This is a genomic window from Nitrospira sp., from assembly GCA_015709715.1.
Taxonomy (GTDB): Bacteria; Nitrospirota; Nitrospiria; order Nitrospirales; family Nitrospiraceae; genus Nitrospira_A.
The window spans coordinates 2,229,786-2,255,599 of the sequence record CP054184.1; the positions used below are offsets into that span (position 1 = coordinate 2,229,786).

The window sequence follows — 25,814 nt, forward strand, 5'->3', positions numbered from 1 at the left end:
AGGAGAACGAGAGACCCCGTCACCCCGGAACCACGTCGGCTCCAGGATGACGAGCAAGGAACGAGAGGACGTTGGATGGTTGTACCGGCTACTGCGGCGGGGCCACCACCCGGATGGTGCCCGGCTCGATCTTCATCCCGCCTGGGTCAGCCGACCGCATGCGCGCGTTATAGCTGATGACGATGGGCTTGCTGAAACACAAGCTCACGCTTTTGCTCGGGTCCAATTCCGTCAACTCGCGCGCGGTCCCGAACATGTTCGAAAAGCCGCGATCGCAGGACAGCATCTCCGCGTTCAGGCCCGGAATGTCGATCAGCACCGGCAACGTCCGGTGGTTCACCCAACGGATTTCATCACCCACGCGCACGGTCAAGTCCGCAGGCACTAAATTCGCCTCGAACTTGATCTCATGGATGGCCGCCGTTCTCGATGTCTGCGGCAACCCCGCGCACCCGGCTAACAACGCCACGGCGGCCGACGCCCACAACAATTTCTTCATCCTTGCCCTCCTTCCGCAAAATGGTGGTCGCCCGTGATCAGGGCGCAGGGCCTGCGCAATTACCGGGCCCGATCACAGGCTCATTCTGAGCCCACTCTCTATATACCAGGTACAGGGGGCCCGCCGCCATGCCGCATGGACCTATCCAACCCTGGTCACCCGATTGGCATCGGTGTGGTGGAACAGCTCGGCCCGGCCCTTCATCTTCAGTTGCGTATCTTCCCGATAGCTGAAGCTGTCGGGCCCGTGCATCGTGATCGTGAGGGTGTACCGCACGGTCTTGAATTCCTCATCGAGAAACTTGTTGGAGCAGATGCCGTACGTGTCCGACCCGACTTCCGCCGACAGGTCGAACGACACCGCGTCGGGCTCGGCCGTCCCGCCCGCCAAGACCGTCACGCCGCGCGGCACGATAAAGCAGCGCAGCACCTGCTTCGCCGCCGCGTCCCAGAGCCAGTACCCCGTTTCCTCGTGGAAGGGCGATTCTTCCCCCAGGCGCCAGGCGATGGTGGAATAGCGCAGGCCGTACAGGCGTTGCTCATGATTGATAACGGGGCCGAAGGGGATGAACGTCAGCCGTTCGCGGTAAGCATTGTGTTCGGTGCCCCGGTCGTCGGACGGAGCCACATCCTCACCCTTGTCTCCCTCCCACACCCCGGCCAAAGCGGCCAACGGACCCAGATGCGCAAGCAACTCGTCACCCATAATCACCTTTCCTCCTGGTTAGGACACGATGCGCGCGGTCGAACGACCGGGCCCAGCCGGCTGCTCTTGTACCAGAAGGGAACGGCGAGACTCAAATTGGTCACAGCCCCACGCTGTAGCAGGCCGCCGCGCGAATGACCTTGCCGCTGCCGTTGAAGAAAAAGGTCTCCGCCACCGGCCCACGATGACCGCGGTAATGCAACGTCAGGCAGTCGGCACCGGTGAGCACATCCAGGAGTTCGAAGCGAAGGTCCGGGAGCTTTTGAAGAGCCGCAGCCCAATAGGCGCGGATGGCCAGCTTGCCCGTGAGACGGCCGGAGGGTTCGTTCGCGATGTTGATGATGAGGGGTGACCGGAACTCGCAGTCATCGGCGTAATGGGCCAGTACGCGATCGATGTTGTGAGCGTTCCAGGCGTTCACCACTCCTGCCCGAAACGACGGGCGAACGCTTCTGTAATCTGCGGCATGGATGGTCTCCTTGGTCAAATGGGGCTCCTTCCGTTACTCCTGCGTCACCAGCACGTCGGCCGCCAGCAGCGCGCGCAGTCGGTCGAGTGCCTGCGCGACAACCCGGCCCTGCGTCTCAATGTTCGTAATGATCTCGGCCGGGGTGCGCTGATCCATCGTAGTGACGGCATGTGGATTGACCGCCTTGAGATCGAACAGGGCGGCATCGATGGCGGCAGCTTGTAACTCCAGGTCGCGGGCTGATTTATCCTTCTCGCGGATCTGGGCGTCAAGCGCCTCACATACTTTCTTGGCGGCCTTCTCCTTCTTAAGGCCCTTCAACTGTTCTTTCAGGTCAACCACCTCAGCCCTAAGCTTGGCCGCTTGGTCCAGCAAGGGCTGCATCTCCTCGCGCGCCTTGGCGCGGCGAGCCGAGAAGTCCACCGTCCAGGAGTAGCGGCTGTTGGCTTCGGCGGTGCTGCGCCGGGCCAATAGCCGGGCGTAGCTCGGAAAAGGCTTGCCTGCGTTCGCTTCATCAGTCTGCCAATCAGCCACCAGCGCGGGTATCCGCCTCATTCATGCTCATGCGGCCCCTCCCGGAACCTCGACCGTTGGCTTTTCTGATGCGTCTATCGACCATGCTCCAACGACTGCGGCCGATAGAACGCTTTGATTCATGAGGCCTGTACCGGCATATCGCCCAGCCACTATCACCCAGTTCTCGTCGATAAGGCGCTTGTTGTCCGATAACCTGCTCATGACACCGCCCAGTAACGCCGCCAACGTTTGTCACCATCGTAGCGGACCGCGCCTCGATCAATCAGCTGATCCAACGCGCGCTTGATCTGTTTAGGGTGGATCTCGGCGCCCACGCGCCGATGGATCTCGCTGACGGCGGATCGCGGGTACCGCTGCAGGTCTTCGAGCACTAGCGCGGCCAATCGGTGGGGCTCGATGCGCTTGAGCGTGGTCGACCCGACGAATTCCAGGCCTCGCAGCAAGCCCGGATCGACGAAGTAGCGTGTGGCCTGGGTGCGCCCCGGGCTTTGCACGAGTTGCCAATCCAGCAGGCGTTTGAGCCAGGGTTGCAGCACTTCGACCGAAGGCAGCTCCAACTTGCTAGCCAACTCGCGGGCAGTAAGCGCATCGTGCTGGGCCAACAATACAGCCTCCCCAGGTCCGGTTCATTTTCTTAGGCCTGACTCGAATCGGCGCCAGTCTACCAGAGCGAGGGCTCCGCAACTAGGGTCAGGAGAGGCGAGTTTCCGGAGGCTATCGACGGAAGGAGAATGCGTGGCCGTACGTGGACTCTGGCGGGGAGTGCCGGGCGAAGAAATGGCCAAGGAGTACATCCGGACCCGAGAAATTTGATGGAGCGTGATTGACCGTGAGACCACTGTCCCCCAAAGTTATGAGCATCTTGGGCGGGTGTTCCGTATCAAGCGCCGAGCAAACGGCGAGCCAGCAGGGACTGCATGTCCCGACGCCCATCGATGATGAGGTAGATGACGACTTGCCTGCCGATGACGCGGTAGATCACGCGGTAGGGCTTGAGCGCAGTCTGGCGGTACTCCTTGATGCCCAGTGCCATAAGTTCTTTTGGGTAGCTGCCACGTTCGGGGAACTGAGCCAGCCCCTCCACGACCACCATCAACCGGTCAAGCACGTCGTTGGCGTTGGCCACGCAGTCGAATTCAGCGATGTAATCGCAGATGGACTCCAGGTCCTGCTCCGCGCCCTGGGTGAGCAGAACCTCGTAGCGCTTCGGTCTGCTGACCATCAGGCCGTGGTCCGCTTTGCGCGCAGACGCGCCACCACGCCGGCCATAGGCTTGACCCGGCCTGCCTCCACGTCCTGGCTGCCAAGGGCCAAAATCTTGAGCAGCGCCAACGTCTCCTGGGTTTCCTCAAAAGACGTGACATCCTGCAGCACGGCCTTGGCTTCGCCGTTTTGGGTGATGACCAGGGGTTCGCGCTGCTCGGCCAGATGCGTCAGCACTTCTGCAGCGTTGGCCTTGAGGTAGCTGATCGGTTTGACCTGCGAAGAATAGCGCATGGCGTTGTTCCTGTGACCCAATATGGACTAAATATAGTCTTTATCCAGTCTGATCGCAACAGCGCTCGATCCATGCTCGATGCGGGCACGATCATCCTCGGTTTCGTAAAGCGGACATTCACCGGACTGCGGCTTTTGGAGTTCAGTCCTATCAAAGCCATCTCTTGATGGTTGGCAGGCAAGTTCGGGGTTCGTCTAATCTGCAGGGGATTGGGGCTTGAAACACGCACCCAGGCTGCCGCAGGACGGCAGCAACAGCCTCTTGTCGCGCAAACAAAACGGCAGTACCCACAGACGCAGTGCGGCAGATTTTGGGAACTCGAATACGGGCAACGCCTGGGCGAAGGCATCCGTTTTGGGATAGATCAGCACCACGTCACCTTGGCCATCGAGATAGTTCTGGCCGTAGGCATACAGCTGATAGAAGTCGCCCTGATCCAGCTCGTACTTGCCTGAACGGTTGGCATTGAGGCTGTCGATCAATTTCCACTTGGTGTCCAACACCAGACGGTTGTCGCCCGAATCCTGAACGAGTACATCGGGTTTGAGCAAGAACCAGTTCTGGCCTTGATGTCTGACCAGCGAGAACTGTCGTGCCTGCGCGCGCAGCGTGCAACCTGACCGTAGTTGCCGGGCCAGATGCTTGGCGACGAAGGCCTCGAACACGGTCTCCATTGGGAACAGCAGAGACGGTGCACGATGATCGCCGCTGCCGGTAAGCGGGGATTCACCCTGCAGAATCAAACGGGTCCAGGCCAGCGCCGCGTCGTAATGCGCCATGCCGCGATCGAGGCGCACCCGTCCGAAATCTGTGTCTGGCCCATCCGATGTAGGAATATCGGCGAACACGAAACACAGCTCCCGTGCCAATTGCTGGTTGGCCTGCGAGGCCGTCCACGCTAGTGCGCACCGCAGCGCCGCGTGCAGCAAGCGGTTTTCTGGTCGGTTGGGAGAAAATTCGTCGAATTCGGTAATGAAGCGGTCACGCCGACACAGGTTTTGCCGCAGGTGTGCGGCCATCTGCAGCTTGCCGCGCAGAGCAAACAGGTTGTCTTGCTGTTCACGGTAATCGCTGCGTAGGCCACGCTTGACGACGTGCTCAACGGCGCACAGAAACTCACTGATGAACACCTCCAGCAAGGGCATCCGTCGGGCCAGCAGCTTGGCGCTGTCAGTCTGGATGTGGCGGAAGCCACCCAGGCAGCTCAGCATCTCGACCAGCAGTTCTCTCGCCTCACTATAGCCACCCCCGATAGCCTTTCCGACCTTGGGCAAGACCTCGATCTGATAGCCATCCGGGGCGCGGATCACGCCGACGAAGCTGGTGACTTGCACGACGCGACAACCACGGCGCTGGGCAAGGCGCAGCCACACAGCGTCACCTTTCTCAGCTGCCCGCAAGCACCGGTCCTCAAGCCACTGATACACCCTGTTCGGGATGAGATGTGCACCGTCGGCGCCCTTGATGCCCACACTGTTCCCCGTTAGCGTGTCGAACTCGTAGACCATGATGTTGTTCATCATAGATCAACCGTTCAGGCCATCAGGGATTGATAGATACCAATGTAAGCAGCGGGACTGGAGAAGGCAGCAGGCTGCACCGAATAGCGTCGCTTGGCGGCGTAGCCGTTCAGGTCGTGGCTGCTGCCGAACAGACGAGTCAGGTCGTCCTCGTGATTGTCGCTCTCCCGTACGAACTGCGCCGCATCAGGCTTCTGGTTGTCGCCCAGCACCAGCCGAATCTTGCGCCAGTCCTCGAAGAAGTATTCCTCCAGCAGCGGCAGGATGCGCTTGCGGAAGATCTCCGCCAATTTCTCGAAACGCGCCGGGCCGTCTGCCACGTCGCCCAGTGGGGTGAAATAGGCGTGACCAATGCAATGGTCGCGGTCGTACAGCGTCTCGATGCGCTCGTTGATCCGTCCCAGCATCCGGCGAATGTCGATAAGGTCTACCTCCGTGGTCACCACCAGCCCGGCCAGCGGCGCACTGTGCGGCTCGCCGGGTAGCTTTTCGGCACAGGTGTCGGGCAGCAGCGGCACGAAGTCGAAGCGGCGGCGCAAGGCCATATCCAGCAAGGCCAGCGAGCGATCTGCCGTGTTCATCGTGCCAATGATGTCCACGTTGGCTGGCACCGAAAACTTCTCGCCCGAATACGCCAGCGTCAATTCCAACGGCGGCATGTTGCCATCGAGCGGGTCACGTTTGTCGGGCTCGATCAGGGTGATCAGCTCGCCAAAGATCTTGCTGATGTTGCCCCGGTTGATCTCGTCGATGACCATGGCAAAACGTTGTTCGGGCGACTAGCGTGCCTTGCGGCACAGCTCCTTGAAGGCGCCGGGACGGATTTGGTAGGCCACTTCGCCGGCCTCCTCATCACCCTGCAGCACTGGGCGCAGGCCCTCGACAAACTCTTCATAGCCATATGATTGATGGAAGGTGACAAAGCTGTAACGCTGCTGCTCGTAGTCCCGTTTGAGCAGCTGCATCAGTCTATAGGTTTTACCGGTTCCCGGCGGACCGTAGTAGATGCGGTTGACGCAGGTGGCAACGGGCTGATTAGCCCCAGTCTGGGCCGAAGCGGTTGCAGACAGTGGCTTGCTGGCACTATCTGCACGAGCCTCCTCGATGGGCTCGCCAGACAATGCAGCCAGCTCCGCCAGGTCGGCGTCGAAGAAGGGCTTGAGCAAGGTGGATTCAAATTCCGGCAGGTCGTGCGGGGGTACTTGTTTGAATGTGGAGCGGTAGTTGGGCGTCCATCCCTTCTGGCCGCCTTGATAACCTCCCTGCTTGATGGCCCGCTTCAGTACTCGATAGCGGCGCTGCAGCCAGCCGTCACCCTTGTCGCTGGGGTCGGATGCGGAGATGAACTGGCCAACCAGCAGTAGGCTTTCGTTACCATGGCACAGGTAAAACAGATCGCCTACAGAAGCTTCCTGAAAATCTTTTCCCTGGCCCTTTGCCGTTTCGCCGTGCATCACACCCAATTCGGCTTGCAGGTAATGCTGTCGTTCGTCCGCAGAAAAATCGTTCAGCCCGTGCGAGAGCTTCCAGATTGGCAGATTTTTCTTGCTCCACGCATCCCATACCTGCCGCCCAAATTCCAGGATGCCCAATTCGGTAGGCCGTTTTGCCAGCGTCGCCTCTTGCAGCACTGCCATGCTCTGGTTCGCGGTGCCGCCCACATAGACGGCGAGCGGCGCGCGCTTGAAGATGTCCACGATCACCGGAGCCTGCCGATTCTGGTAATGGAAGGCGATCTTCCATTTGAAGGCCTCACCCAGATGCTTGAAAGACTCGATGCCTTCCAGATCGCCTTTCTCGGCCAAGTCCGCCACCTGGGCCACGTAGTTGCGCACCTTCTCGAAGGCTTCCGTGGAGGTCGCGCCCAGGGACGAATACCAACCGTGGGTGTCGGAGTAGCTGAGCTTGGCATCCGATACCTTGCCTTCGGTGTCCTTGCGTGAGAAGACGCCGAATTTGAACGAGGACCCACCCCAAATGCTGCCCAATTTGTCGAGCCGTGATTCGATCCAGTGGGTAAAGCTGTCCTTTGAACCCACTTGGGTGTATTCGTCCAACGTCATCGTGGCCAACCGCGCGTGTGGCCAGACGGTCAGGAATTCATCCCACAGGGCGTACATTTGCTGGAAATCGCTCATGGTGTGATCTCCCTAGCAGCAGTGAACATTATCTCGGCAAACCGGAGCACTGCCTTTGACGCAAACGGGCGCCAGTCTATCAAAGGGAGACTTCAGCAGCCAGCCCGAAAGAGGCGAGGGGAGCCTCTCCACTGGACCTTGTGATCATCGGCACGTCGATACGTCTTGAACCAGCACGGATCGCATTCCCGATGCCCGGCTGCCAACCGCAATTGCCAGCGCGACAAGGATCAGCAGTCCCGCAATGGCGAACGTGGCTCGCATCCCCGTCGCGACGGCTTCGGGAGGGGCCGTGGTGATATCGGGCACCCCCGACGCGAAAGTGAACAGGGCACCCATGACGGATGCGCCGGTGATGAGCCCGAGGTTACGCGAGAGGTTGAGCAGGCCGGAGATCACGCCCCGCTGGTCGGGATGAATGTCCATCATCACCGCCGTGTTGTTGGCCGTCTGGAACAGCGCATAGCCGACCGTGATGACGACGATGGGGGCGATGTAGCCGACAATCCCCCATGCCGTCGGCAGCATGGAGAGCATGAAGCAACCGGCCGCGAGACTGATCAGCCCCACGACGGTCATGCGATGAGTGCCGAAATCGTCTGCCAGCCGCCCAGCCGGTACCCCAGCCAGCGCGGCGAAGAGGGGACCGATCGACAACACCAGCCCCAAACGAACCGCGCTCAGCCCGAGCGTTTGCGAGAGATAGAAGGGCCCGACCACGAGGGTCGCCATCATCACGGTCGAGACGAGCAGGCTCATGGAGAGACTTGCGCTCAATAACACATTGCGGAACAGCGTCAACCGGATCAACGGTGAACCGGCCCGTCCCTCGGCGACGATGAAGAGGCCGATGCCGAGCAGGGCCGTCACCAGCAGCCCCATGTTGCGTGTTCCAAAGTTGCCGCGCCCAACCGTCATCGCTAGGGCATAGGCCGCGAGCGTCACCGCCAGCAGGAGGGTACCCACATAGTCGAACCCAGGCTGTTCCGGCTTCTGCCGATGCTCATCGACCGGGAGGTAGCGATGGATGAGCACCAGAATGGTGAGGCCCAGCGGCACATTGATGAGAAAAATAGCCCGCCAGCCAAGTGCTGAAATCAGCAGGCCACCGAGGGAAGGGCCCAGTGCGGTACCGGCTGCGGACATCGTGCCAAGCAGCCCCATCGCACTGCCGACCCTGGCTTTGGGCACCGTGTCACCGACAAAGGCCATAGTCAGGGCCATCATAATGGCGGCCCCGAGCCCCTGCGCTGCTCGGGCGACGATGAGCAGCCACAACGTGGGTGCGCTTCCGCAGAGCGCGGAAGCCACGGTGAACAAGGCGACGCCCACCATCAGCAGTCGCCGACGCCCCATGATGTCGCCGAGCCGTCCGACGCTGACGATCATGGTCGTAATGGCGACGAGATAGGCGAGCACGACCCATTGCACCTGCTGAAAGGAGGCGCCGAACGCCTGCGCCAAGGTCGGCAAGCTCACGTTCGCAATGCTCGTCCCAATCGAGGACAGCAACACGGACAAGGACAGGCTGGCGAGAATCCATCGAACCGAAGCCGTTTGCGCTCTGTCCACCACTAGCGTCCTCCTTTTCTCAGCACATACATGCGTTCTGTGGCCGGGCAGCGTCCTTTGAGGCCACCGGGGACATCGAGGCTGGCCAGGACCGTGATGTCATATTGCCGACCATAGTGCTGTCGGATCTCCTCTTCGCCGACCGAGAAGGGCGGGCCCTCCATCATCCGCTGGTCATACTCAAAGGAGATGAGCAGTTGCGGCGCATGCGCGGTGAGCGTCGCGAGATGAGCCGCGTATCGACCGCGCATCGGTGGCGGGAGGGCGACTAACGCCGCTCGATCGTAGATCGCGTCCACCGGACCCAGCTGCCCAAGCGTCACCTCAAAGATGTCGCCCACGAAAATGTCGAGCTGCGGGGCACGGTAATGATCGAGTCTGCCGACTCTGGTGATCACCGGTATCAGGCCGAGTTCCGCGAACAATTGCTCGATGGCGATGGCACTCAATTCCGCCCCGGCCACCCGATAGCCGCGAGACAGCAACCACCCGATATCGAGCGTCTTGCCGCACAACGGCAGGAACATACGGCAGCCCTTCGCCAGCGACAGTGCATCGACATATTTCACGAGCAGCGGATTGGCTTCACTCTTGTGAAAACCGATTTCATTGCTTGCCCACCGATCATGCCAAAACTGTGGCTCCATGCTCCCTAACCTCCCGTAAGAGATGAACAACAACCGTGCGGCCATCTTACGCCGTTGTCTCACATGGCGGAACACGCAGCCCGTGCATTGTATGCGTGCATAGGACGCCACATCATGACGAGGCCGTGCTATCATCCCGCCATGCCTCGGCCGGATCTCAACCTCCTGGTGACGCTCGATGTGCTGCTGGCGGAAGGCAGCGTGGCTCGCGCCGCCCGACGGTTACGGCTGAGCCCGTCGGCTATGAGCCGCGCGCTCGCGCGACTGCGCACGACGACCGGCGATCCGCTATTGGTCCGGGCCGGACGCGGTCTCGTCCCGACGCCACGAGCGCTCGAACTCCGGGAGCGAGTCGGTCATCTCGTGCAGGAAGCGGAAGCGGTGTTACGCCCGGCGGAGCAGCTCCATCTCAACGTGCTCGTCAGAACGTTCACCCTGCGGACCAGCGAAGGCTTTGTGGAAAATTTCGGGCCGGCCCTCATTGCCCGTATCGGCTTGGAGGCGCCCGGCGTCCGGCTGCGTTTCCTACAGAAGCCGGATAAAGACAGTGCTCCCCTACGCACCGGAGCCGTCGATCTGGAAACCGGCGTTGTTGAGCAGACGACGGCTCAGGAGTTTCGTGTGCAGGCCCTGTTCAACGACCGGTTCATCGGCGTCGTCCGAATGGGGCACCCGCTGACCAAGGACAAGGTCACGCCTTCCCGATATGCGGCGGGCGGGCACGTTGCTGTCTCTCGGGAAGGCCTGAAACAGGGCCCCATTGATGATGCCTTGAAGCAGATAGGACTGGAGAGGGAGATTGTGGCGGTCGTCGCTGGGTTCGCCACGGCCGTGGCGCTGGCCCGCGCTTCCGACCTGATCGTCACCGTCCCCGAACGACATACCGGCATCTTACGAACCGGCATGCATAGCTTCGCCCTCCCGATCTCGACGCCGGAGTTCACGGTGTCGTTGCTTTGGCACCCACGGCTCGATGCCGATCCCGCCCATCGCTGGCTACGCGGCTGCGTTCGGGAGGTGTGTACGCAGCACCCGAACGCTTAGAGCGTTCGGGCAAGAAAAAAGGGCTCGGAGAGTCTCCGAGCCCTTGAATTTGGTGGAGGCGAGGGGAGTTGAACCCCTGTCCGAAGATCGTCGGCACATCGCGTCTACATGTGTAGCCGATTCTTTAAGCTTCGCAGCGACCCACGCCTATCGGCCGGCTTAGAATCACCGCTAGCCCAGTATTGTCTCGCCCCATGCCGCTGAGCACTGGCGTGGGACCAGCCCGCTGCATCGCGCCGTTCCACCCCCGCGGGCCTCAGATGGAACGACGTCTCAGCCTAAATTAGGCTGCGAGTGCCAGTTCTTGATTGGCAGTTGCGTTTTTCCCGGAATTTTACGAGTTCCCGAGATCTCGACATGCGACGATGGCGTCAATATCCCCGTCGAAACCGGTCGCCCCCCTTCGGTCGGATGTTGAAAAAGGCTTCTGGCTATTCGCATCTTTCTAGATGCTCATCATACAGCACGGGTCAAGGGGATGCCAGGGGAGGGATGGGGCGCCGCTCCACCGGATAGTTCCGCTCCCGCCAGGCGTCGAGGCCGCCTTCCAGCGGGCGGACGCGATGGATTCCCTTCTTCTTCAAGAGGAACGCCGTGCGGGCACTGGACACTTCGTTGGGGCAGGTGCAGTAGAGCACGATGTCGCGGTCGCGCGGGATTTCTTGATGGCGATGCTCGATTTCCTCCAAGGTAAAATTGATGGCGCCGGGAATGCTGTCCGGATCGAGTTGCACGGACAGGGGATGCCGCACATCCACCACGCTGATCGCCTCGCCCGCATCCAGCCGCTGCTTGAGTTCCTCCACGGAAATCTTCGACATGCGGAGGTGCCGCAAGAATTTCTGCCGGTGATAGACCTTGTAGCCGATGAACCCTGTGAGGCCGACGACCGAGAGCGTGAGCAGCAGACCACCGGCCTGGTCGAACAGGCCGACCAGTTGTTCGAATTGATTGCTGAAGAGGGCCCCGACTCCGGCACTCACACCGGCCCAGATGAGGGTGCCGGCCACGTCGTAGAGCGTAAACATGAGGGCGCTCATACCGACGATCCCGGCCAGCGGGGGCGCCACGGTGCTGAAGCCGGGGATGAACTTGGCGAGCAGCAGCGCGCGTGGCCCGTTCCGATGAAAGAGATTCTCCGTGTCCCGCACGCAAGAGTCCGGCTCCAGCGACAGCCGGCAGAGGAATCCCAGCACCCTCCCCCCCTTGTGACGCCCCAGATAGTACCAGGCCAAGTCCGGCGGCAACGAAGCGGCTACCGGCACGAAGAGCGCAGTCGCCACCGACATTTTGCCGGCCCCCACGAGGGCCCCGGCGGCGATCAGCAGCGGGATGGCCGGAATGGGAAAGCCGATCTGCTCGGCAAAGATCACCCAGAAGAGCACCGACACCCCATGGTCGGCGAGGAATTGAAAGGTATCCATCGCTCTCCTCTCCGGATTCAGGCACTGCGAAAGCGCGTGTAACGGGTAACCACGATGGCGGCGAAGGGCAGCAGCAAGCCGAGCACGGTCTGCACGATCAGCAACAGGCCGAGCTGACTGTAATCTTCGGAGATCTGCAGCGCGTTGGTGACGGGATCGCGCACTTCGCGGGTGACGACGAAGATCTCGTTCAGGTATTTGGTGCCCAGCTGGTTGAGCGAGAGCGCGAGGTTGGTGAAGGAGGCCATCACGGCGAAATAGGTGGCCTTCAGGTCGGCGGGCGCGGAATTGGCAATCCAGGCCAACATCGGAATCATGGAGATTTGGCCCAACGGGGATTCCAAGGCGGTATTCACCAAGGCAATGAACCGCGCATCGACCACGCCCCCGGTCACCACTGCCGTCCATTCATGCAGCCCGTAATACATGCTGACGATGGGCAGCCCGAGGAAGAACGCCGCCACGGTCAGAAATCCCACCACATAGGCGATGGATCGGTCGGCCATGAACCGGCGGAACAGAAACATGCCGACCAGGGTCAAGGCACTTCCGATGAGCGAGAGTACGGAGAGGAATTGCTGGTCGAATTTCAGCTTGTCGATCATCCACCAAGTGACCCCATCGCCTGGCCCCGGCACGGCACGGAAGGCAAAGATGACCAAGGCGGTGCCGAGCAGGATGTTTTTCCCCTCCGTCGTTAGGTTGCGGGTCAACTTCAGGATCAAAAAACAGACGATCCCCATCGAGCCGACGAAAACGATTTCCTCGCTAAAGGGAAAATCGCCCAGGCCGACGGTCAAGGTGAACAACACGAAGGCGAGGCTGCCGCCCAAAATCCACCAGTTGGGGCTGGTGGTCCCTTCAGACGGCGTCGTCAGGCGGGAGATCTCATCGGCGGTAAGGCCTTGACGAAGCAGTCGCCGCCGGTCGCGGGCCCGGACCACCGATGCGGTGATGACGCCAAGGACGGACACGGCGGGAATGGCCAAGGCCATCAGATAGACCTGTTGGTAGATCTCGGCAATCTTCTCTTTGGGCAGCTGCTCCACCCCGGTAAAGAGATACAGGTTGATCAGCGCCACCAGAATGCCGCCCCCGATGATGGCCACCCGTCCCAAGGTCTGCATGGTCGTGTGCATGAGTTTCCTGGTGCCTTCGTCGAGCGGACGCCCCTGGTCGTCCACCAACGGCACCGCTTCGACGGTCATGGCATCGGCCACGGTGTCTTGAATCACATAGCCGATCGGCGCCAACAGCACGCTGAGCACGTACCACACTTCAGCCGGCATGATCCCCGTCATCGCCTCGCGGTGGCCGATCAAGCCCACCATGATCAACAGGCTCGCGGCAATCACGCCCGCGCCCGCATAGACCAACAGACCCTTCCAGCGCCAAAGTAAGTCGACGAGATGGCCGAAGGGCATCTTCAACGCCCAAGGAATGCCGGCCCAGAACCCCAGCGCGGCGAGGAAGGCCGCCGACAGGCCCAAATAGTCTTTGACGAAAAAGGTGCCCACGATGCCGGTGAGGCCGGAGATCCCGGCCGCGAGATACACCATGAGCGGGGGCAGGTAGGACAGGCGGAACTCGCGCGCGAGTTCGAGAATGTTGCGGTCGACCCAGTCAACGAACGCACGCATGCAGAACCGGTTCCTTCCTTATAAAAAGGGGCCGGGGCACGAGCCCCGGCCCTCTCGCCGCTTACGGGGCGCATTGCACGTTGTTTACTTGGGAAACTCCGTGGGGGCCGTCACCTGCTGCCACCCCTCGCCGTTCAGGGATCGCAAGAAGGCTACCACATCCCGCTTCTCTTCTGCAGTGAGCTCCAAGGGAATCAGGGTATTGTCGAGATGCGGATTCTTGATGCCCCCCTGGTTGTAGAAGTCGACCACTTCTTCCAGTGTCGCGAATCGACCGTCGTGCATGTAGGGCGCAGTCCGCGAGACCTCCCGCAAGGTGGGCGTCTTGAATGCTCCGACGTCTTCCGGATTCTTAGCCACCAGGTACCGGCCCAGATCGACCGTGTTGGTGTCCCACCCGATGCCGAGGTTGTGGTACTTTTCGTCGGAGAAGTTGAACCCCGAATGGCAGCGAGTGCAGCGCGCCTTGCCGCGGAACAGTTCGAGCCCCCGCTGGGCGGAAGCCGACAGAGCCGTTTCATCGCCTCCTATATCGAACCGATCCGCCGGGCTATTGCCCGACAAGAGCGTCCGCTGGAAACTCGCAATGGCTCGACCCACATCGGCCGCCGTCACCTCGCGTCCGAACACTTCCTGGAACAGAGCCCGATAGCCGTCGATCTGCTTGATCCTCGCCACCAGCTCATCATGGTCCGTAAAACCATGCTCGACCGGGTTGACGAAGGGCCCGATCGACTGGTCTTCCAACGTGTCCGCCCGTCCATCCCAGAACTGCGCCTTGCTGTAGACCCGGTTGATTCCCGTGGGGGCGCTTCGCCCGCCTTGCAGGCGATTGATTCCGCTCGAGACGGCTTGACCGTCGGTGAAGGCTAGGCTTGGCATATGGCAATTGGCGCAGGCGATGGTCCCGTTCTTCGAGAGCCGTGTGTCGAAAAACAACCAGCGCCCCAGCTCGATTTTGCGAGCCGTCTGCGGATTGTCCGCAGGAATATATCCGCTGGGATCCTCCAATCCCAGCGGCACCACCTGAGCGGCGGGAACGGCCGCCCGTTGCGCGGTCGATGGTTCACCCGTGACCCTGGTGGCCACCAATCCGATCGCCCCGACCATGACCCTCGCCGCCACGCCCGTCACCCATCTCATCCTTCTCCTGCTCATGGCCTCCTCCCTTTCTCCTTCCCCCTTCGATGCCGTTTCCCGACGGATCATCGAAACCGCAGCGTCGTGCCGGGCCGATCCTGGCGTTCGATGTGTCGTTCCACGTTCTTGACGAATTCCTCATCCGACAGGGACGTCTGCCGCCCTTCCGCGAGGGCCACGGTCTCGTGACCGGCCTGCTTCGCAGGCGCAGCACAGCCCTGTACCAGCACCACGACCACTCCCATTCCCACTGCCATTGCAACCTGTCGCATAACCCACCTCCTTGTGACGTCGTTGTTCGGTTGCGACTTCATGAGCAGACGATACCCGGTTGCTGTCATATCAGTCCAATTGATACTCTATGAGCTAACGATTAGCTGGCCTTATCGATTGAGGAGTCCCATTCATGACCTTGACCGAGCTGCAGTACCTCGTGGCCTTGGCGCAGGAACGCCACTTCGGCCGCGCGGCCGAGCGGACCTTCGTGACGCAGCCGGCCTTGAGCCTGGCGATCAAGAAGCTGGAGGATGAGTTGGGGGTGGCGATCTTCGAGCGGCGGAAGAATCAGGTGGTGCTCACGCCGCTGGGGGAGCACATCGTGCATCAAGCCCAGCTGGTGTTGGAGGAGGTCGATCAGATCAAGCTACTGGCCGCGCGGGGCAAGAACCAACTTGTCGGCACCTTGCGGCTCGGCGCCATTGCGACCGTCGGCCCCTATCTGTTGCCGGACCTGATTCCGCTGTTGCACAAGCGCGCGCCCGAGATGCCGCTGGAGATCGAAGAAAATCTCACCGTCAACCTGACCGCCATGTTGAAGAGCGGGAAACTCGATGTGATCATGATCGCCTTGCCCTTCGAAGAGCCCGGCCTCTTGACCCAAGCGCTGTACGACGAGCCCTTCAAGGCCGTCGTGCCGGTCGACCACCGGTTGGCAAAGAAGTCCGCGATCGACTCGACCGCCTTGTCCACGGAACGAGTGCTGCTGCCCCACGCGGGACACTGTTTCCGGCAGCAGGTGCTGGACTCCTGCCCAGAACTCAGTCGCTCGGATACGGAAGGCCTGCAGGGCAATTCGTTGGAAACCATCCGGCAAATGGTGGCGTCGGGCCTGGGCATCACCGTCATGCCCTCCAGCGCCGTCACGGCCCGACATCTGAACAAGCGGCTGGTGGTGCTGGCATTCACCAAGCCGGTGCCGGAGCGGCGCATTGCCCTGGCCTGGCGGAAGGGATTTGCCAGACCAGCGGTCATCAAGGTGATTCAAGAGGCGGTGAGCCAGCTGAAGATTCCCGGCCTGATACCGATCCCCTCAGCAGGCTGACCAGGAAAGGAGGGGGCCCGGTCCTATTCGTGCGCCTTGGCCGCCACCAGGAGATCGGCAATGGCTTGATAGCCTTTCTGTCTGGCGTGGCGGAGGGGGGTCACGCCGTCGTGATCGGCCAGATTGGGATCCGCGCCCGCCACCAGCAGCAACTTGACGATCTCCTGGTGTGACGGCCCTCCGTCGCTCAGCAGGATGGCCTCCAGCAAGGCGGTCCATCCCAATCGGTTGACATGGTTCACGTCGATCGCCGTCTTCAAGAGTTCCCGCACAACCTCGACATGTCCGCGCTCGCAGGCTGGAATCAGGGCGGTGCCGCCGAATCGGTTGTACACCTTGAAATCAGGCTTGGCCGCCAACGTGAGCCGGAGGATTTCGAGATACCCGCTGGCACCGGCCAACAACAGCGGACTGTTCTGCATGGCATCCTGCGCGTTGACGTCGGCCCCGGCTTCTATCAGCAGCCTGGCACTCTCGACATGATTCCGATAGGTCGCCGCCATCAACGCCGTGCGACCGCGCCCGTCGCGCGCCTGGAGGTCGGCCCCTTCGCTCAGCAACTGCCGGAGCGAGACGACATCGTTTCGTCCCGCCGCGACGATCAACGCCTGGTCCCTTCCTTCTGCTCCGAAAGCCGATTCCGACCAGCCGACGCTGGCCACAAACAGGCCGAGGGCGCAAGATACCGTCAGGATGAGAGGGCTCACCGGTCACCTCCTCGCCGCCGCTGGACCAACTCCCGGAGCGCTGTGCGCATGTCCGCTGCGGGCAGGAACACTCGCCCGCCATGACCGGCCAGCACCCATTCGAAGGAATATCGCATCAGCCGTTCCAACGACCGGCAGAGGGCCTCGCGGTCCCAGACGAGCTGTCGCGGCGCTTCCAGCCGCCTGATCTCCGGTTCCCACCAGAGGTGGTCACCCGTAAAAAGAAACCGGTCGCGGTAGAGGAGACTCTGGCTCCCCGCCGTATGGCCCGGCGTGGGAATGAGCAAGAATTCCTCCCGAAGAAGCTGCGGCTCGTCCCCCGTCACGATCTCCTCCGCATCCGGCATCGCGTGGGCGTCTTCCCGATGGATGATGCGACGCGCGCCGAAATGCCGGGCATACTTCGCCGCATCGGCCACATCGTCCTCGTGGGTCAAAAAGATGTGTGCGATGCCCCCCAGGCGCTCGAACGCGTCGATCAGGCTGGGAACATAACGAGGCGAATCGACCAACCAATTGCCACCCGCTGCCTGCACGAAGAAACTGTTCGCGCCGAACGAAGCCTCCGCATTGAATCCGCAGTAGTACACCCCTTCGTCCAGCCGGAGTGGAAAGTCTGCCTTGGCGAGGCTCAACCGTTGCTTATCGCTCCGGAGCGTGCCGATCGAGCCGGTCGGGCAGGCCAGGAGCGCGCGGTAGGCGGCGCGGAGCTCCCGGTCGGTCGTCGGCTGACTGGTCACGGCTGAATAGTCCCCAACCTCGCTGAAGCTGAGCGGGGCCAGTTGGCGACAGGCGTCGCAGTTGATGCAGGTGGCATCGACGAAAAAGTCCCCCTCCACATTGCTGTCCAGACGCCGCGCCTTGTCCGCCATGTCCGCCTCGATCACCCCCATGAACCCATCACTTCAGCCGCTCCGACGCACGCCAGAGATACCAGGCCGCGGCGGTGCGGTAGGGTCGCCAGCGTTCTCCGTATTGCATCACGTCTTTCGGCGTCGGCATGTTCGACAGTCCGTAGGCGAGTCGAAATCCGTTGCGCACACCGAAGTCGTCCACGGGCAGGACGTCCGGACGGCCAAGTTGGAAGATGAGCAACATTTCGACGGTCCACCGTCCGACACCACGCACGGCAATCAGCCGTTCGATAATCGCCTCGTCATCCAGCCGTTGAATCGCAGCCGTGGTCGGCACAGTCCCATCAAGCGCCTTGGCCGCCAAATCTCGTAGCGCCGCCATCTTGGCGCGAGAAAACCCCGCTTCCCGCATCGCCTCTGTCGGCATCGCCAGCACATCGGCCGGTCGCGGAAACCTGCGACCGGGAAACAAGGCCGTGAACCGCTTGAGAATACTCTCCGCCGCCTTCTCATGCAGTTGCTGAAAGGCGATGGCGCGCACCAGCGACTCAAACGGGGAGCGCCGCGGGCGGCAGGTCAAACCATAGGGCCCGATCTGCGCGATGAGGCGCTTCATGACCGGATCGATCCGCGACAGGTGGCGGCTTTCCGCGGACGGGGTCGAGAGGGACAGCGTGACGGTTCTCACATCACGATGCCGCCGCCGGCCTGGATCGTTTGCCCCGTCAACCATCGGGCCTCTGCACTTACGAGAAAAGCGACCACTTCGGCAATGTCGGAAGGGAGCCCCAGCCGCTGCGTGGGGGAACCCTGAAGACCGATCTGCCGATACTGATCGGTCAGGACTCCGGTGTCGGTAATGCCGGGCGACACCGCGTTGACGGTAATCCCTCGCGGAGCCAGTTCCTGGGCGATGCCCTTGGTGAATTGCTCCAACGCCCGCTTGCTGCCCAAATACGCACTGGCACCATGAAAATGCAACTGCGTGCCGGCGGTGGTGATGTTCACGATGCGCCCATGCTCCGACAGCACCTTGGCCGCTTCCTGCATCGCAAAGTAGGGTCCCTTCGCATGGAGACCGATGAGGGCGTCGAAGTCGGCTTCGGTGGTTTCCAGAAAGGGCTTGGGCGTGAACTTGCCGGCATTGTTGACCAGGATGTCCAAGCGACCGAATCGGGTCACGGTCTCCGTGATCAATCGACGGGCATCCCCTGCGTGGCTCATGTCGGCCTGGATCGCGACTGCGGTTCCGCCCTTCGCTTGGATCGCGGCCACCACCTCCTCAGCCTGCTGCGCGCGAGTTCGGTAGTTCACCACCACGGCGGCAGCATCTTGCGCCAGCCTGAGGGCAATGGCGCGGCCGATGCCGCTGGACGCACCGGTCACGATCGCCACTTTTCCCGCCAACCCTCCGCTCATGTGCCCCCTCCGGGAACCGGAAAGGCGGGAAGAGGTCCGGCCCATTGTCCCTGAGAGACAAACTCCCTGATCGGCTTTCGTTCGCGCGGCGCCAGTTCCCGTTGACGGAGCCGCTCATCCAATATCGCCGGATCACCGGGATATCCGACCGCAATCATGGCCACCGGTTCGAACCCCGCGGGAATCCCGAGATCAGCGCGCGCCTTGTCCACATCAAACCCGGCCATCTGATGGGCAATCAAACCGAGCGCCGTGGCTTGCAACGACAGACTGATGGCAGCCATGCCCGTGTCGTGCCAGGCATGCCGGTTGGGTGTGCCTTCGTCCTCAAAATTCAGTCGTGCGACCGACAACATCAGAACCGGGGCGCGAAACGCCCACTTCTTGTTGCCTTCCTTGAGACAGGCAAAGAGCCGGTCGTACCCAGACGGGTCATCTCTTGTCCCGACAATGAAATGCCAGGGCTGTTCGTTATTCGAGGACGGAGCCCATCGCGCCGCCTCGAACAGGCTCCGCAACGTATCCGACTCCACCATGCGCTCCGAAAAGGCTCGCGGGCTCCATCGGCGCTGCAGCAAATCGTGAATGGGGAATTGTGTCTCGGCCGGCTTTTCCATGCATTATCCCTCTGTCCTGGTTGTCGATACCAATGTGCGCGCAAGACGGGCCGGATTGCCGACCACGACACAGTCGGGTGGCACGTCGCGAACGACCACGCTTCCTGCTCCGATGACGCTGCGGTCCCCGATCGTGACCCCCGGCAAGACCACCGTTACATCAGCGGGTCAGGCCGGACTCCGCATTCGTCCAAGTGACGCAGGAGGTCGGCCGGGTCATCGTAGGTACGGTACGCACCCGCCCGCTCTAGTTCTTCCCGACCGTAGCCGCCTGACAACAGTCCGACCCCGAGCGCGGAGGCACGACGGGCTGCCAGCAGGTCCCAGACGCTGTCGCCGACGACGATGCACCTGGCAATGGGCATCTGGAGCTGCTCTGCGGCAGCCAAAAATAAATCCGGATCGGGCTTCGCGCGCTTCACCTGATCCCGGGTCACCACGGGAGTTCCGGGAGGAAGCTTCAACAATTTCAACGTATGTTGCGCGCTGTGCAGTCGCCCGCTGGTGGCAATGGCGTAGGGCACACGACCCGCCGTCAGCGCATCCAGCAGGTCCTGCGCGCCCGGCAGTACCCGGAGCGATGGAGCCTGCTTGACAAACGCCTCTGCATGCACCCGCTGAATGCGTTCCGCTTCTTCCTTCGAAACCGGACGGCCGGTTTCGCGCAAGAGGGCGTGTAACATGAGGCCGCCGCTCATCCCGATTTGGCGATGAATCCTCCAGACCGGCAATTCGATACCGGCCGCTTGAGTGGCTTCACGCCAAGCCAGCACATGCTGGTAGACGCTATCCACCAACGTGCCGTCCAGGTCAAAAAGAAACGCGAGAGAGTCGAGATCCTGCGAGGCAGCCATCGGTTTAGCTCTCCAATTTCGCATCCATCGTAATCGTCGTGTTGAGCACACGCGAGATGGGGCAACCAGTTTTGGCAGCCATAGTGGCCTTCTCCCAGGCCGCCGCATCGGCCTTCGGCACCTTGCCCGCCACCGCGAGATGAATACCCGCCACGGTCCAGCCGGCCTCGAGTTTGTCGAATGTCACCGTCGCGGTCGTCTCCAACCGCTCGGCCACCAACCCCGCATTGCCCAATTGGGCGGAGAGAGCCATGGTAAAGCAGCCGGCATGGGCCGCCGCAATCAACTCTTCCGGATTGGTGCCGATGCCGTTCTCAAACCGCGTGGTAAAGGAATACTGGGTCTGCGAAAGGACACCGCTCTGCGTCGACACCATCCCCTTGCCGGTTTTCAGATCGCCGTTCCATTGTGCCGAGGCGTGACGTTTCATGTGATCCTCCTCTTGCGTATCGTTGATGACACAGGCCTGTCGATCGGCCTACCGCTTCGATTCCTGCCACTCGCCCCAACCGGCTCCTACCCGATGGGCGACATAACGATGAGGTGAGGTGATCTCTTCTATGGACCCGTGACTCAACTCCACGGTCATTGGTTCACCGCTGCGGAAATCGACGGTCACCTGTCCCGGTTCGCGGTCGATCGTCACGGAGATGCTCCGACCGCTCCATTGCAGGGGGAACGACAACCGATCCCAGTTCGACGGAAGGTGCGGGTCGATGACGAGCCCACCCTCTCGAAGCCTGATTCCCCCCATCCCAAACACGACGGCCTGCCAGAGCCCCCCAAGGGTGGCGATGTGAACGCCTCCCGCCGCCTTGCTCCCGTGATGGGACAAATCGATCGTCGAGGCATCCTGGAAGTACTGCGCGGCTAGGTCGGCCTCGCCGAGCCGAGCGCTCACCAGGGCATGGAGGGCGGGACTCAAGGAACTGCCATGTGCGGTACGCGGCTCATAATAACGAAAGTTCGCCTCATGGACTGCAACGGGGAATCGCTCCCAGAGAAGGGCGCTCAGCGCCACCACGTCGGCCTGTTTCACGACCTGAGCGCGCTGCGTCCTCTCGCGTCCGAGCGTCACATCGATGGGAACCGACATCGGGCGGTAGGGCTGGAGGTCGAGGTCCTCCAGATCAAAAAAGCCAGCAAATTGCTCGAACAGATTGGTCGCGGGATCGAACCCCGTGACCAGGAGCGCCGCGGTCCGGCGCCAGGATTCCGGTTCATCGGGCATGACCTGCAAGCGCTCGCTGATGACAGGCCAGACCTCCGGATGGCGAGAGCGGAGCCAGTCGACCGTGTCCGCGGCCCGCTCCAGGGTCCATTGCGCCATGACGTTGGTGTACGCATTGTCATCCACGGACTCATGGTACTCATCCGGACCGATGACCGTTCGAATGTGATACCGCCCGTCTGGCTCTACCCGGCCACGAGTGGCCCAGAATCGCGCGGTTTCGATGAGAATGTCCACGCCGGCTGCGAAGAAAAAATCCTCATCCGCCGTCGCCTGCCAATATTGCCAGACCGCATAGGCGATATCCGCGCTGATATGGTGCTCCTGGATCCCGGTGAGCACTTGAACTAGTCGGCCGTCCGGCGCGCGGACCGTCTCCGGCGTGACATCCGCTCCCGTATCGGCGGACTCCCAGGCGTACAAGGCTCCCCCATAGCCCCATCGCCGCGCCCGGTCGCGGGCAGCCGGAAGAGTATGGAAACGGTACTGCAACAGGGCCCGCGCCGCCCTCGGATCGGTAAAGGTATAAAAGGGCAGCAGATAGATTTCCGTGTCCCAGAAGACGTGCCCCTTGTAGGTGGGGCCGGTGAGCGCCCTGGCTCCGATCGACACATGTTCGTCCTGTGGATTCACGGCACTGTGAAGGTGATAGGCGGCAAAGCGGAGCACGCGCTGCGCCGTCTCATCGCCGACCACCTCGACTTCGCTGGCACGCCACCGGTCCTCCCAAGCTTGGGCATGTCGCAGCAGGTGCGCGTCCGGCTCCGTCTCGGACGCTCGGCGAGCATGGTCGCTTGCCGCCCCGGCAGGATCCCGTACCTCGCGGGATGAATAGACGACGACGGAGCGATCGAACCGAACCGCCGCACCCCGTTGGGCTCGCCACGTCCACTGCTCGGCACAGGCTTCGCCAGGCCCGTTCCCCGCGCCCTCCAGGCCCTTCTCATGCCGCAGCCGGCTGCGAGAGGCCATGGCGATCGTCGTTCCTCTGTCCGTCCGCCCTAGGATCACGGCTGGGTCGCCCTCCGCCGCGGAAGACCAGTGAATCTCCGGCTGGGGCCTTCTCGTGATGGATTCGATCGAGATGTTTCCCTCATAGTTTTCCGGCGTGATCGTGACGGACTGGAGCAGGAGGTGGCGATCGTGAAAACACAAGGCGCGCACATAGGTGAGCGTCGTCACTCGGCCCTGGTCATCCTGGTGCCGCCAGTTTCGAAACAGCAGACCATGCTGCAGGTCGAGGATGCGTCGGTGATCGAGCGTGGTTCCGGTGTCGAGCGACAGCGGGACCCCTTCCACCAATACGCGAAGATGCGTCCAATCGGGAAGCTCTGCGAGTTTCCGAATGCCTCCTCCACCCTCGGTTCCCGTAAACACCCCGGCCAAATACGTCACCGGGGAGGACGGACTCGCACGTTCGGCGAGCGAACCTCGCGTCCCTACGTAGCCATTAGCCACCGTGAAGATCGACTCGATCCCAGGCTCGTACTTCGGGTCAAACCCTGCTTCAACCAGGACCCAGCTTGGGTCAATGGCGAACGGCGGCCTGGCCGACAAGAACGGCGCCGCCGCTTGTGCCCCTTCTTCGCCCTGATCCGGGACGGACAGGATCGCTTTGTCGTGAGGTCTCCACATCATGACGTTCCTTCACCTCTTCGAAGGGCGGAATGGTAGCATGCAACATCACCACTTGTTCCGCGTGCCGACGCATAGACTGACACGCAAGGGAGACCGAGGATGACACAAGGCGCAACAAGAGAACAACCTTTCCATCCGCCACCCATCGATCCGACCAAGTTCGAGGCGGTGCTCTTCGATCTCGACGGAGTCCTCACCAAAACCGCCGTCGTGCATGCCACCGCCTGGAAACGCTTGTTCGATGAGTACCTGCAAGCAAAAGCCTTGCGCGACCAGGTCCCCTTTCAACCCTTCGACATCCTGCTCGACTATCAACGATACGTGGACGGCAAACTTCGGTACGACGGGGTCCGGGCCTTTCTCGAATCCCGCCACATCGTCCTGCCCAATGGCACCGCGCACGACGGCCCGGAGCAGGAAACCGTCCAGGGGCTCGGCAACAAGAAGGACGGGTACTTCCAAGCGCATCTCACACAGCATGGCATCGAGCTGTATGACGACGCAGTACGATTTCTCCGGAACGTACGGGCACAGGGGATGCGAACTGCTGTCGTCTCAGCCAGCAAGCACACGGCGGCCGTGCTGCAAAAGACCGGTCTCGCGGGCTCCTTCGAGACTCGGGTTGACGGTATCGAAAGCGAACGGCTCCATCTTGCAGGCAAGCCGGCCCCGGACGGTTTCCTCGAAGCGGCCCGGCGACTGCAGGTCGAGCCACTGCGAGCCATTGTCGTCGAAGACGCCGTCGCAGGCGTGCAGGCAGGGCAGAACGGTGGATTCGGACTGGTTATCGGCGTCGATCGGACCGGCCATGCGGAGGACCTCATACGAAACGGGGCGCACCTCGTGACGACTGACATGACTGAACTCTGCCCATAAACCTGTTCCAGGTGCCTCCTCCCGCCGCATCACAGATGCCCCGCAGCTTCCCCGGGGGCGGAGAGGCCGAGACCTCCCCGCTCGGAACTGCCGTCATTGCACCTCGACCGTGATCGTATCGGTCGCGGTCAAATGGTCATGGTCATGGGTCGCGGCTTGGACCTTGATCTCATGCTTGCCCTTACTCAGGCCCTTGAACGTACCAGGGAACTTTTTCTGCGGCTCGCCGTCCAAGTAGACATGACCGTGCGCAGCCTGAGATCCTTTCGTGAGCTCATATTTCAGCTCGAACGTGTCGCCGACCTTGGCTCCGTCCTGCGGCGACGTGATCTTGATCGTGGATCCGTCGTCCACATCGGCCAGGGCCGAACTCAGCGGCAACATTACAGTGACAGTCAGTAGCGCAATGGCGAAAAACAGGACTCGTCCCATGGTGACCTCCTTGATCAAATATGGGCCTCGATGGCCCGGGTTATGCGTCCGACACCTTCCTCCCGCACAGGGGCTCATCTACGTGGCCCTTTGGAACGGCGTTCCCCTGCAGTGATCAACCCTCGCGCAGAAGCCGGCGATGCGACAGCCAGGCCCTCTACAATGGCGCGCGTCAGACAACCTGAGGCCGTAAACGTCACTCCTCGCTGAAACAGCTCCGACAGGAGCGCCTTACCGGCCTCGTCCACGTGCGTCGTCTCGCGGAGATCGACCCGCCACCGGTCCCTGTACCCGGCGGCCGCTTCGTTCCAACAGCGCCGAAGCTCCTCGACCCAGGGACCGACCAACCGCCCCGCAAGGATGACTCTCGTTCCCTCTGGCTCCTGTACCAGCATGATCTTCAGCATGGTGATGGACCTCTTCGTGTCCTTGGTTCGCCGGGCCCTTGCCCGGCCACACGATGCCGATCAGAACATCCGCAGGGCGAAGCTCGCCTCACGCGCCTTGGAAGTCGGCGTCGTCGTCCGCTCACCGAGCCATTTGGCGATCAGCCCGTCCAGCGACCACTTGCCGCCACCGATCACCAGCAGGGCCAGACTCATCGCGATCACGAGCAGGTGAAATTCAAAGCCTTCACCTTGCTGCTGGCCGAACCAGTTCATGAAGAAACCCTGCGCCCAATGGACTTGAATTGCCCCAAGCATGATCACGATGAAGCTGGCCGCCGTGAAGCGCGTCAGGAACCCCGCGATCAAGCCTAAACTCCCGATGGATTCCCCGATGATGACGAGGAACGCCACGATCCAGGGCAAATGCATGACGTTCGTGAAGAAGCCCATCGTGCCGTCGAACCCATTGCCGCCGAACCAACCGAGCAACTTCTGCGCGCCGTGCGCGAAGATCACGCCGCCGACCGCAACCCGCAAGATCAACCCCGCCCAGGACTCGTCTGTTCGAAAGAACGCCTGCATGGTGCACCTCCATTGAGAATGATGACCGCCTCGTTGTGCCTAGGCTATGGCAAGGGCCGTT

The 25,814-nt window shown here is 61.7% G+C and carries 26 protein-coding genes, 1 other RNA gene and 4 pseudogenes; 3 read left to right on the forward strand and 28 right to left on the reverse strand.

Features of this window, described 5'->3' with window-relative positions; translation table 11 throughout:
* Positions 1 to 88: 88 nt before the first annotated feature.
* From HRU82_10650 to tmpT, 11 genes and pseudogenes are all read right to left on the reverse strand, one after another.
* On the reverse strand, positions 89 to 499 hold the full coding sequence (locus HRU82_10650; protein QOJ35378.1) for a hypothetical protein: 411 nt from the start codon (positions 497 to 499) through the stop codon (positions 89 to 91).
* Between the two features lie 141 nt (positions 500 to 640).
* Complete coding sequence (locus HRU82_10655) at positions 641 to 1,204, reverse strand: FABP family protein (protein QOJ35379.1); 564 nt, start codon at positions 1,202 to 1,204, stop codon at positions 641 to 643.
* A 100-nt stretch (positions 1,205 to 1,304) separates the two neighbouring features.
* Positions 1,305 to 1,672, reverse strand: a pseudogene (locus HRU82_10660) (nuclear transport factor 2 family protein).
* A 34-nt stretch (positions 1,673 to 1,706) separates the two neighbouring features.
* Positions 1,707 to 2,228 carry a hypothetical protein gene (locus HRU82_10665; protein QOJ35380.1) on the reverse strand — a complete coding sequence of 174 codons (522 nt, stop codon included), beginning with the start codon at positions 2,226 to 2,228 and terminating at the stop codon, positions 1,707 to 1,709.
* Between the two features lie 179 nt (positions 2,229 to 2,407).
* A pseudogene (locus tag HRU82_10670) lies at positions 2,408 to 2,815 on the reverse strand (ATP-dependent DNA helicase).
* A gap of 275 nt (positions 2,816 to 3,090) precedes the next feature.
* On the reverse strand, positions 3,091 to 3,432 hold the full coding sequence (locus HRU82_10675; GenBank protein ID QOJ35381.1) for a type II toxin-antitoxin system RelE/ParE family toxin: 342 nt from the start codon (positions 3,430 to 3,432) through the stop codon (positions 3,091 to 3,093).
* Complete coding sequence (locus HRU82_10680; protein ID QOJ35382.1) at positions 3,432 to 3,707, reverse strand: type II toxin-antitoxin system Phd/YefM family antitoxin; 276 nt, start codon at positions 3,705 to 3,707, stop codon at positions 3,432 to 3,434. The genes HRU82_10675 and HRU82_10680 overlap by 1 nt, the downstream gene beginning before the upstream one ends.
* Positions 3,708 to 3,902: 195 nt before the next feature.
* Positions 3,903 to 5,228, reverse strand: coding sequence for an McrC family protein (locus tag HRU82_10685; protein ID QOJ37175.1), 1,326 nt, complete (start codon positions 5,226 to 5,228; stop codon positions 3,903 to 3,905).
* A gap of 14 nt (positions 5,229 to 5,242) precedes the next feature.
* Positions 5,243 to 7,366: pseudogene (locus tag HRU82_10690) on the reverse strand (AAA family ATPase).
* 144 nt (positions 7,367 to 7,510) lie between these two features.
* On the reverse strand, positions 7,511 to 8,989 hold the full coding sequence (locus HRU82_10695) for an MFS transporter (GenBank protein QOJ37176.1): 1,479 nt from the start codon (positions 8,987 to 8,989) through the stop codon (positions 7,511 to 7,513).
* Positions 8,941 to 9,585, reverse strand: a complete 645-nt coding sequence (gene tmpT / locus HRU82_10700) for a thiopurine S-methyltransferase (protein ID QOJ35383.1) — start codon at positions 9,583 to 9,585, stop codon at positions 8,941 to 8,943. The genes HRU82_10695 and tmpT overlap by 49 nt, the downstream gene beginning before the upstream one ends.
* A gap of 141 nt (positions 9,586 to 9,726) precedes the next feature.
* On the opposite strand from tmpT, the gene HRU82_10705 reads away from it, so the two are divergent.
* The gene (locus HRU82_10705; protein QOJ35384.1) at positions 9,727 to 10,629 is read left to right on the forward strand and encodes a LysR family transcriptional regulator; all 903 of its coding nucleotides are present in this window, start codon (positions 9,727 to 9,729) and stop codon (positions 10,627 to 10,629) included.
* A gap of 50 nt (positions 10,630 to 10,679) precedes the next feature.
* On the opposite strand, the gene ssrA is transcribed toward HRU82_10705, so the two are convergent.
* The 5 genes from ssrA to HRU82_10730 all read right to left on the reverse strand — a co-directional run bounded on the left by ssrA (position 10,680) and on the right by HRU82_10730 (position 15,105).
* Positions 10,680 to 11,030, reverse strand: a transfer-messenger RNA (tmRNA) gene (gene ssrA / locus HRU82_10710).
* A gap of 69 nt (positions 11,031 to 11,099) precedes the next feature.
* A complete protein-coding gene (locus HRU82_10715; GenBank protein QOJ35385.1) occupies positions 11,100 to 12,053 on the reverse strand; it encodes a VTT domain-containing protein in 954 nt (317 codons plus the stop codon).
* A gap of 17 nt (positions 12,054 to 12,070) precedes the next feature.
* Positions 12,071 to 13,693: a hypothetical protein gene (locus tag HRU82_10720; protein ID QOJ35386.1), complete on the reverse strand. Its 1,623-nt coding sequence runs from the start codon at positions 13,691 to 13,693 to the stop codon at positions 12,071 to 12,073.
* Between the two features lie 84 nt (positions 13,694 to 13,777).
* Positions 13,778 to 14,851: a c-type cytochrome gene (locus HRU82_10725; GenBank protein ID QOJ35387.1), complete on the reverse strand. Its 1,074-nt coding sequence runs from the start codon at positions 14,849 to 14,851 to the stop codon at positions 13,778 to 13,780.
* 47 nt (positions 14,852 to 14,898) lie between these two features.
* Positions 14,899 to 15,105: a hypothetical protein gene (locus HRU82_10730; GenBank protein QOJ35388.1), complete on the reverse strand. Its 207-nt coding sequence runs from the start codon at positions 15,103 to 15,105 to the stop codon at positions 14,899 to 14,901.
* Between the two features lie 134 nt (positions 15,106 to 15,239).
* On the opposite strand from HRU82_10730, the gene HRU82_10735 reads away from it, so the two are divergent.
* On the forward strand, positions 15,240 to 16,154 hold the full coding sequence (locus HRU82_10735) for a hydrogen peroxide-inducible genes activator (protein ID QOJ35389.1): 915 nt from the start codon (positions 15,240 to 15,242) through the stop codon (positions 16,152 to 16,154).
* 23 nt (positions 16,155 to 16,177) lie between these two features.
* Here the strand turns inward: HRU82_10735 and HRU82_10740 are convergent, their stop codons facing one another.
* From HRU82_10740 to HRU82_10780, 9 genes and pseudogenes are all read right to left on the reverse strand, one after another.
* Positions 16,178 to 16,849, reverse strand: a complete 672-nt coding sequence (locus HRU82_10740) for an ankyrin repeat domain-containing protein (GenBank protein QOJ37177.1) — start codon at positions 16,847 to 16,849, stop codon at positions 16,178 to 16,180.
* Positions 16,850 to 16,857: 8 nt separating this feature from the next.
* Positions 16,858 to 17,733, reverse strand: coding sequence for an MBL fold metallo-hydrolase (locus tag HRU82_10745; GenBank protein QOJ37178.1), 876 nt, complete (start codon positions 17,731 to 17,733; stop codon positions 16,858 to 16,860).
* A gap of 28 nt (positions 17,734 to 17,761) precedes the next feature.
* Positions 17,762 to 18,448, reverse strand: coding sequence for a DNA-3-methyladenine glycosylase 2 family protein (locus tag HRU82_10750; GenBank protein QOJ35390.1), 687 nt, complete (start codon positions 18,446 to 18,448; stop codon positions 17,762 to 17,764).
* The gene (locus HRU82_10755; protein QOJ35391.1) at positions 18,400 to 19,134 is read right to left on the reverse strand and encodes an SDR family oxidoreductase; all 735 of its coding nucleotides are present in this window, start codon (positions 19,132 to 19,134) and stop codon (positions 18,400 to 18,402) included. The genes HRU82_10750 and HRU82_10755 overlap by 49 nt, the downstream gene beginning before the upstream one ends.
* Positions 19,131 to 19,751, reverse strand: a complete 621-nt coding sequence (locus HRU82_10760; protein ID QOJ35392.1) for a nitroreductase family protein — start codon at positions 19,749 to 19,751, stop codon at positions 19,131 to 19,133. The genes HRU82_10755 and HRU82_10760 overlap by 4 nt, the downstream gene beginning before the upstream one ends.
* Before the next feature lie 3 nt (positions 19,752 to 19,754).
* Positions 19,755 to 19,904, reverse strand: a pseudogene (locus HRU82_10765) (sugar O-acetyltransferase).
* 2 nt (positions 19,905 to 19,906) lie between these two features.
* The gene (locus tag HRU82_10770; protein QOJ35393.1) at positions 19,907 to 20,605 is read right to left on the reverse strand and encodes an HAD family hydrolase; all 699 of its coding nucleotides are present in this window, start codon (positions 20,603 to 20,605) and stop codon (positions 19,907 to 19,909) included.
* Positions 20,606 to 20,609: 4 nt separating this feature from the next.
* On the reverse strand, positions 20,610 to 21,035 hold the full coding sequence (locus HRU82_10775) for an OsmC family protein (protein ID QOJ35394.1): 426 nt from the start codon (positions 21,033 to 21,035) through the stop codon (positions 20,610 to 20,612).
* A 48-nt stretch (positions 21,036 to 21,083) separates the two neighbouring features.
* Positions 21,084 to 23,471 (reverse strand): glycoside hydrolase family 65 protein, encoded by a 2,388-nt coding sequence (locus tag HRU82_10780; GenBank protein QOJ37179.1) that lies wholly within the window; start codon positions 23,469 to 23,471, stop codon positions 21,084 to 21,086.
* Between the two features lie 102 nt (positions 23,472 to 23,573).
* Here HRU82_10780 and HRU82_10785 point away from each other — a divergent pair, with 102 nt between their 5' ends.
* Positions 23,574 to 24,350, forward strand: coding sequence for a beta-phosphoglucomutase family hydrolase (locus HRU82_10785; GenBank protein ID QOJ35395.1), 777 nt, complete (start codon positions 23,574 to 23,576; stop codon positions 24,348 to 24,350).
* A gap of 93 nt (positions 24,351 to 24,443) precedes the next feature.
* Here the strand turns inward: HRU82_10785 and HRU82_10790 are convergent, their stop codons facing one another.
* From HRU82_10790 to HRU82_10800, 3 genes are all read right to left on the reverse strand, one after another.
* Entirely contained in the window at positions 24,444 to 24,782 is a 339-nt protein-coding gene (locus HRU82_10790) for a hypothetical protein (protein QOJ35396.1), read from the reverse strand.
* A 74-nt stretch (positions 24,783 to 24,856) separates the two neighbouring features.
* Positions 24,857 to 25,189: a hypothetical protein gene (locus HRU82_10795; protein QOJ35397.1), complete on the reverse strand. Its 333-nt coding sequence runs from the start codon at positions 25,187 to 25,189 to the stop codon at positions 24,857 to 24,859.
* 60 nt (positions 25,190 to 25,249) lie between these two features.
* Positions 25,250 to 25,753 (reverse strand): DoxX family protein, encoded by a 504-nt coding sequence (locus tag HRU82_10800; protein QOJ35398.1) that lies wholly within the window; start codon positions 25,751 to 25,753, stop codon positions 25,250 to 25,252.
* Between the last annotated feature and the right edge of the window lie 61 nt (positions 25,754 to 25,814).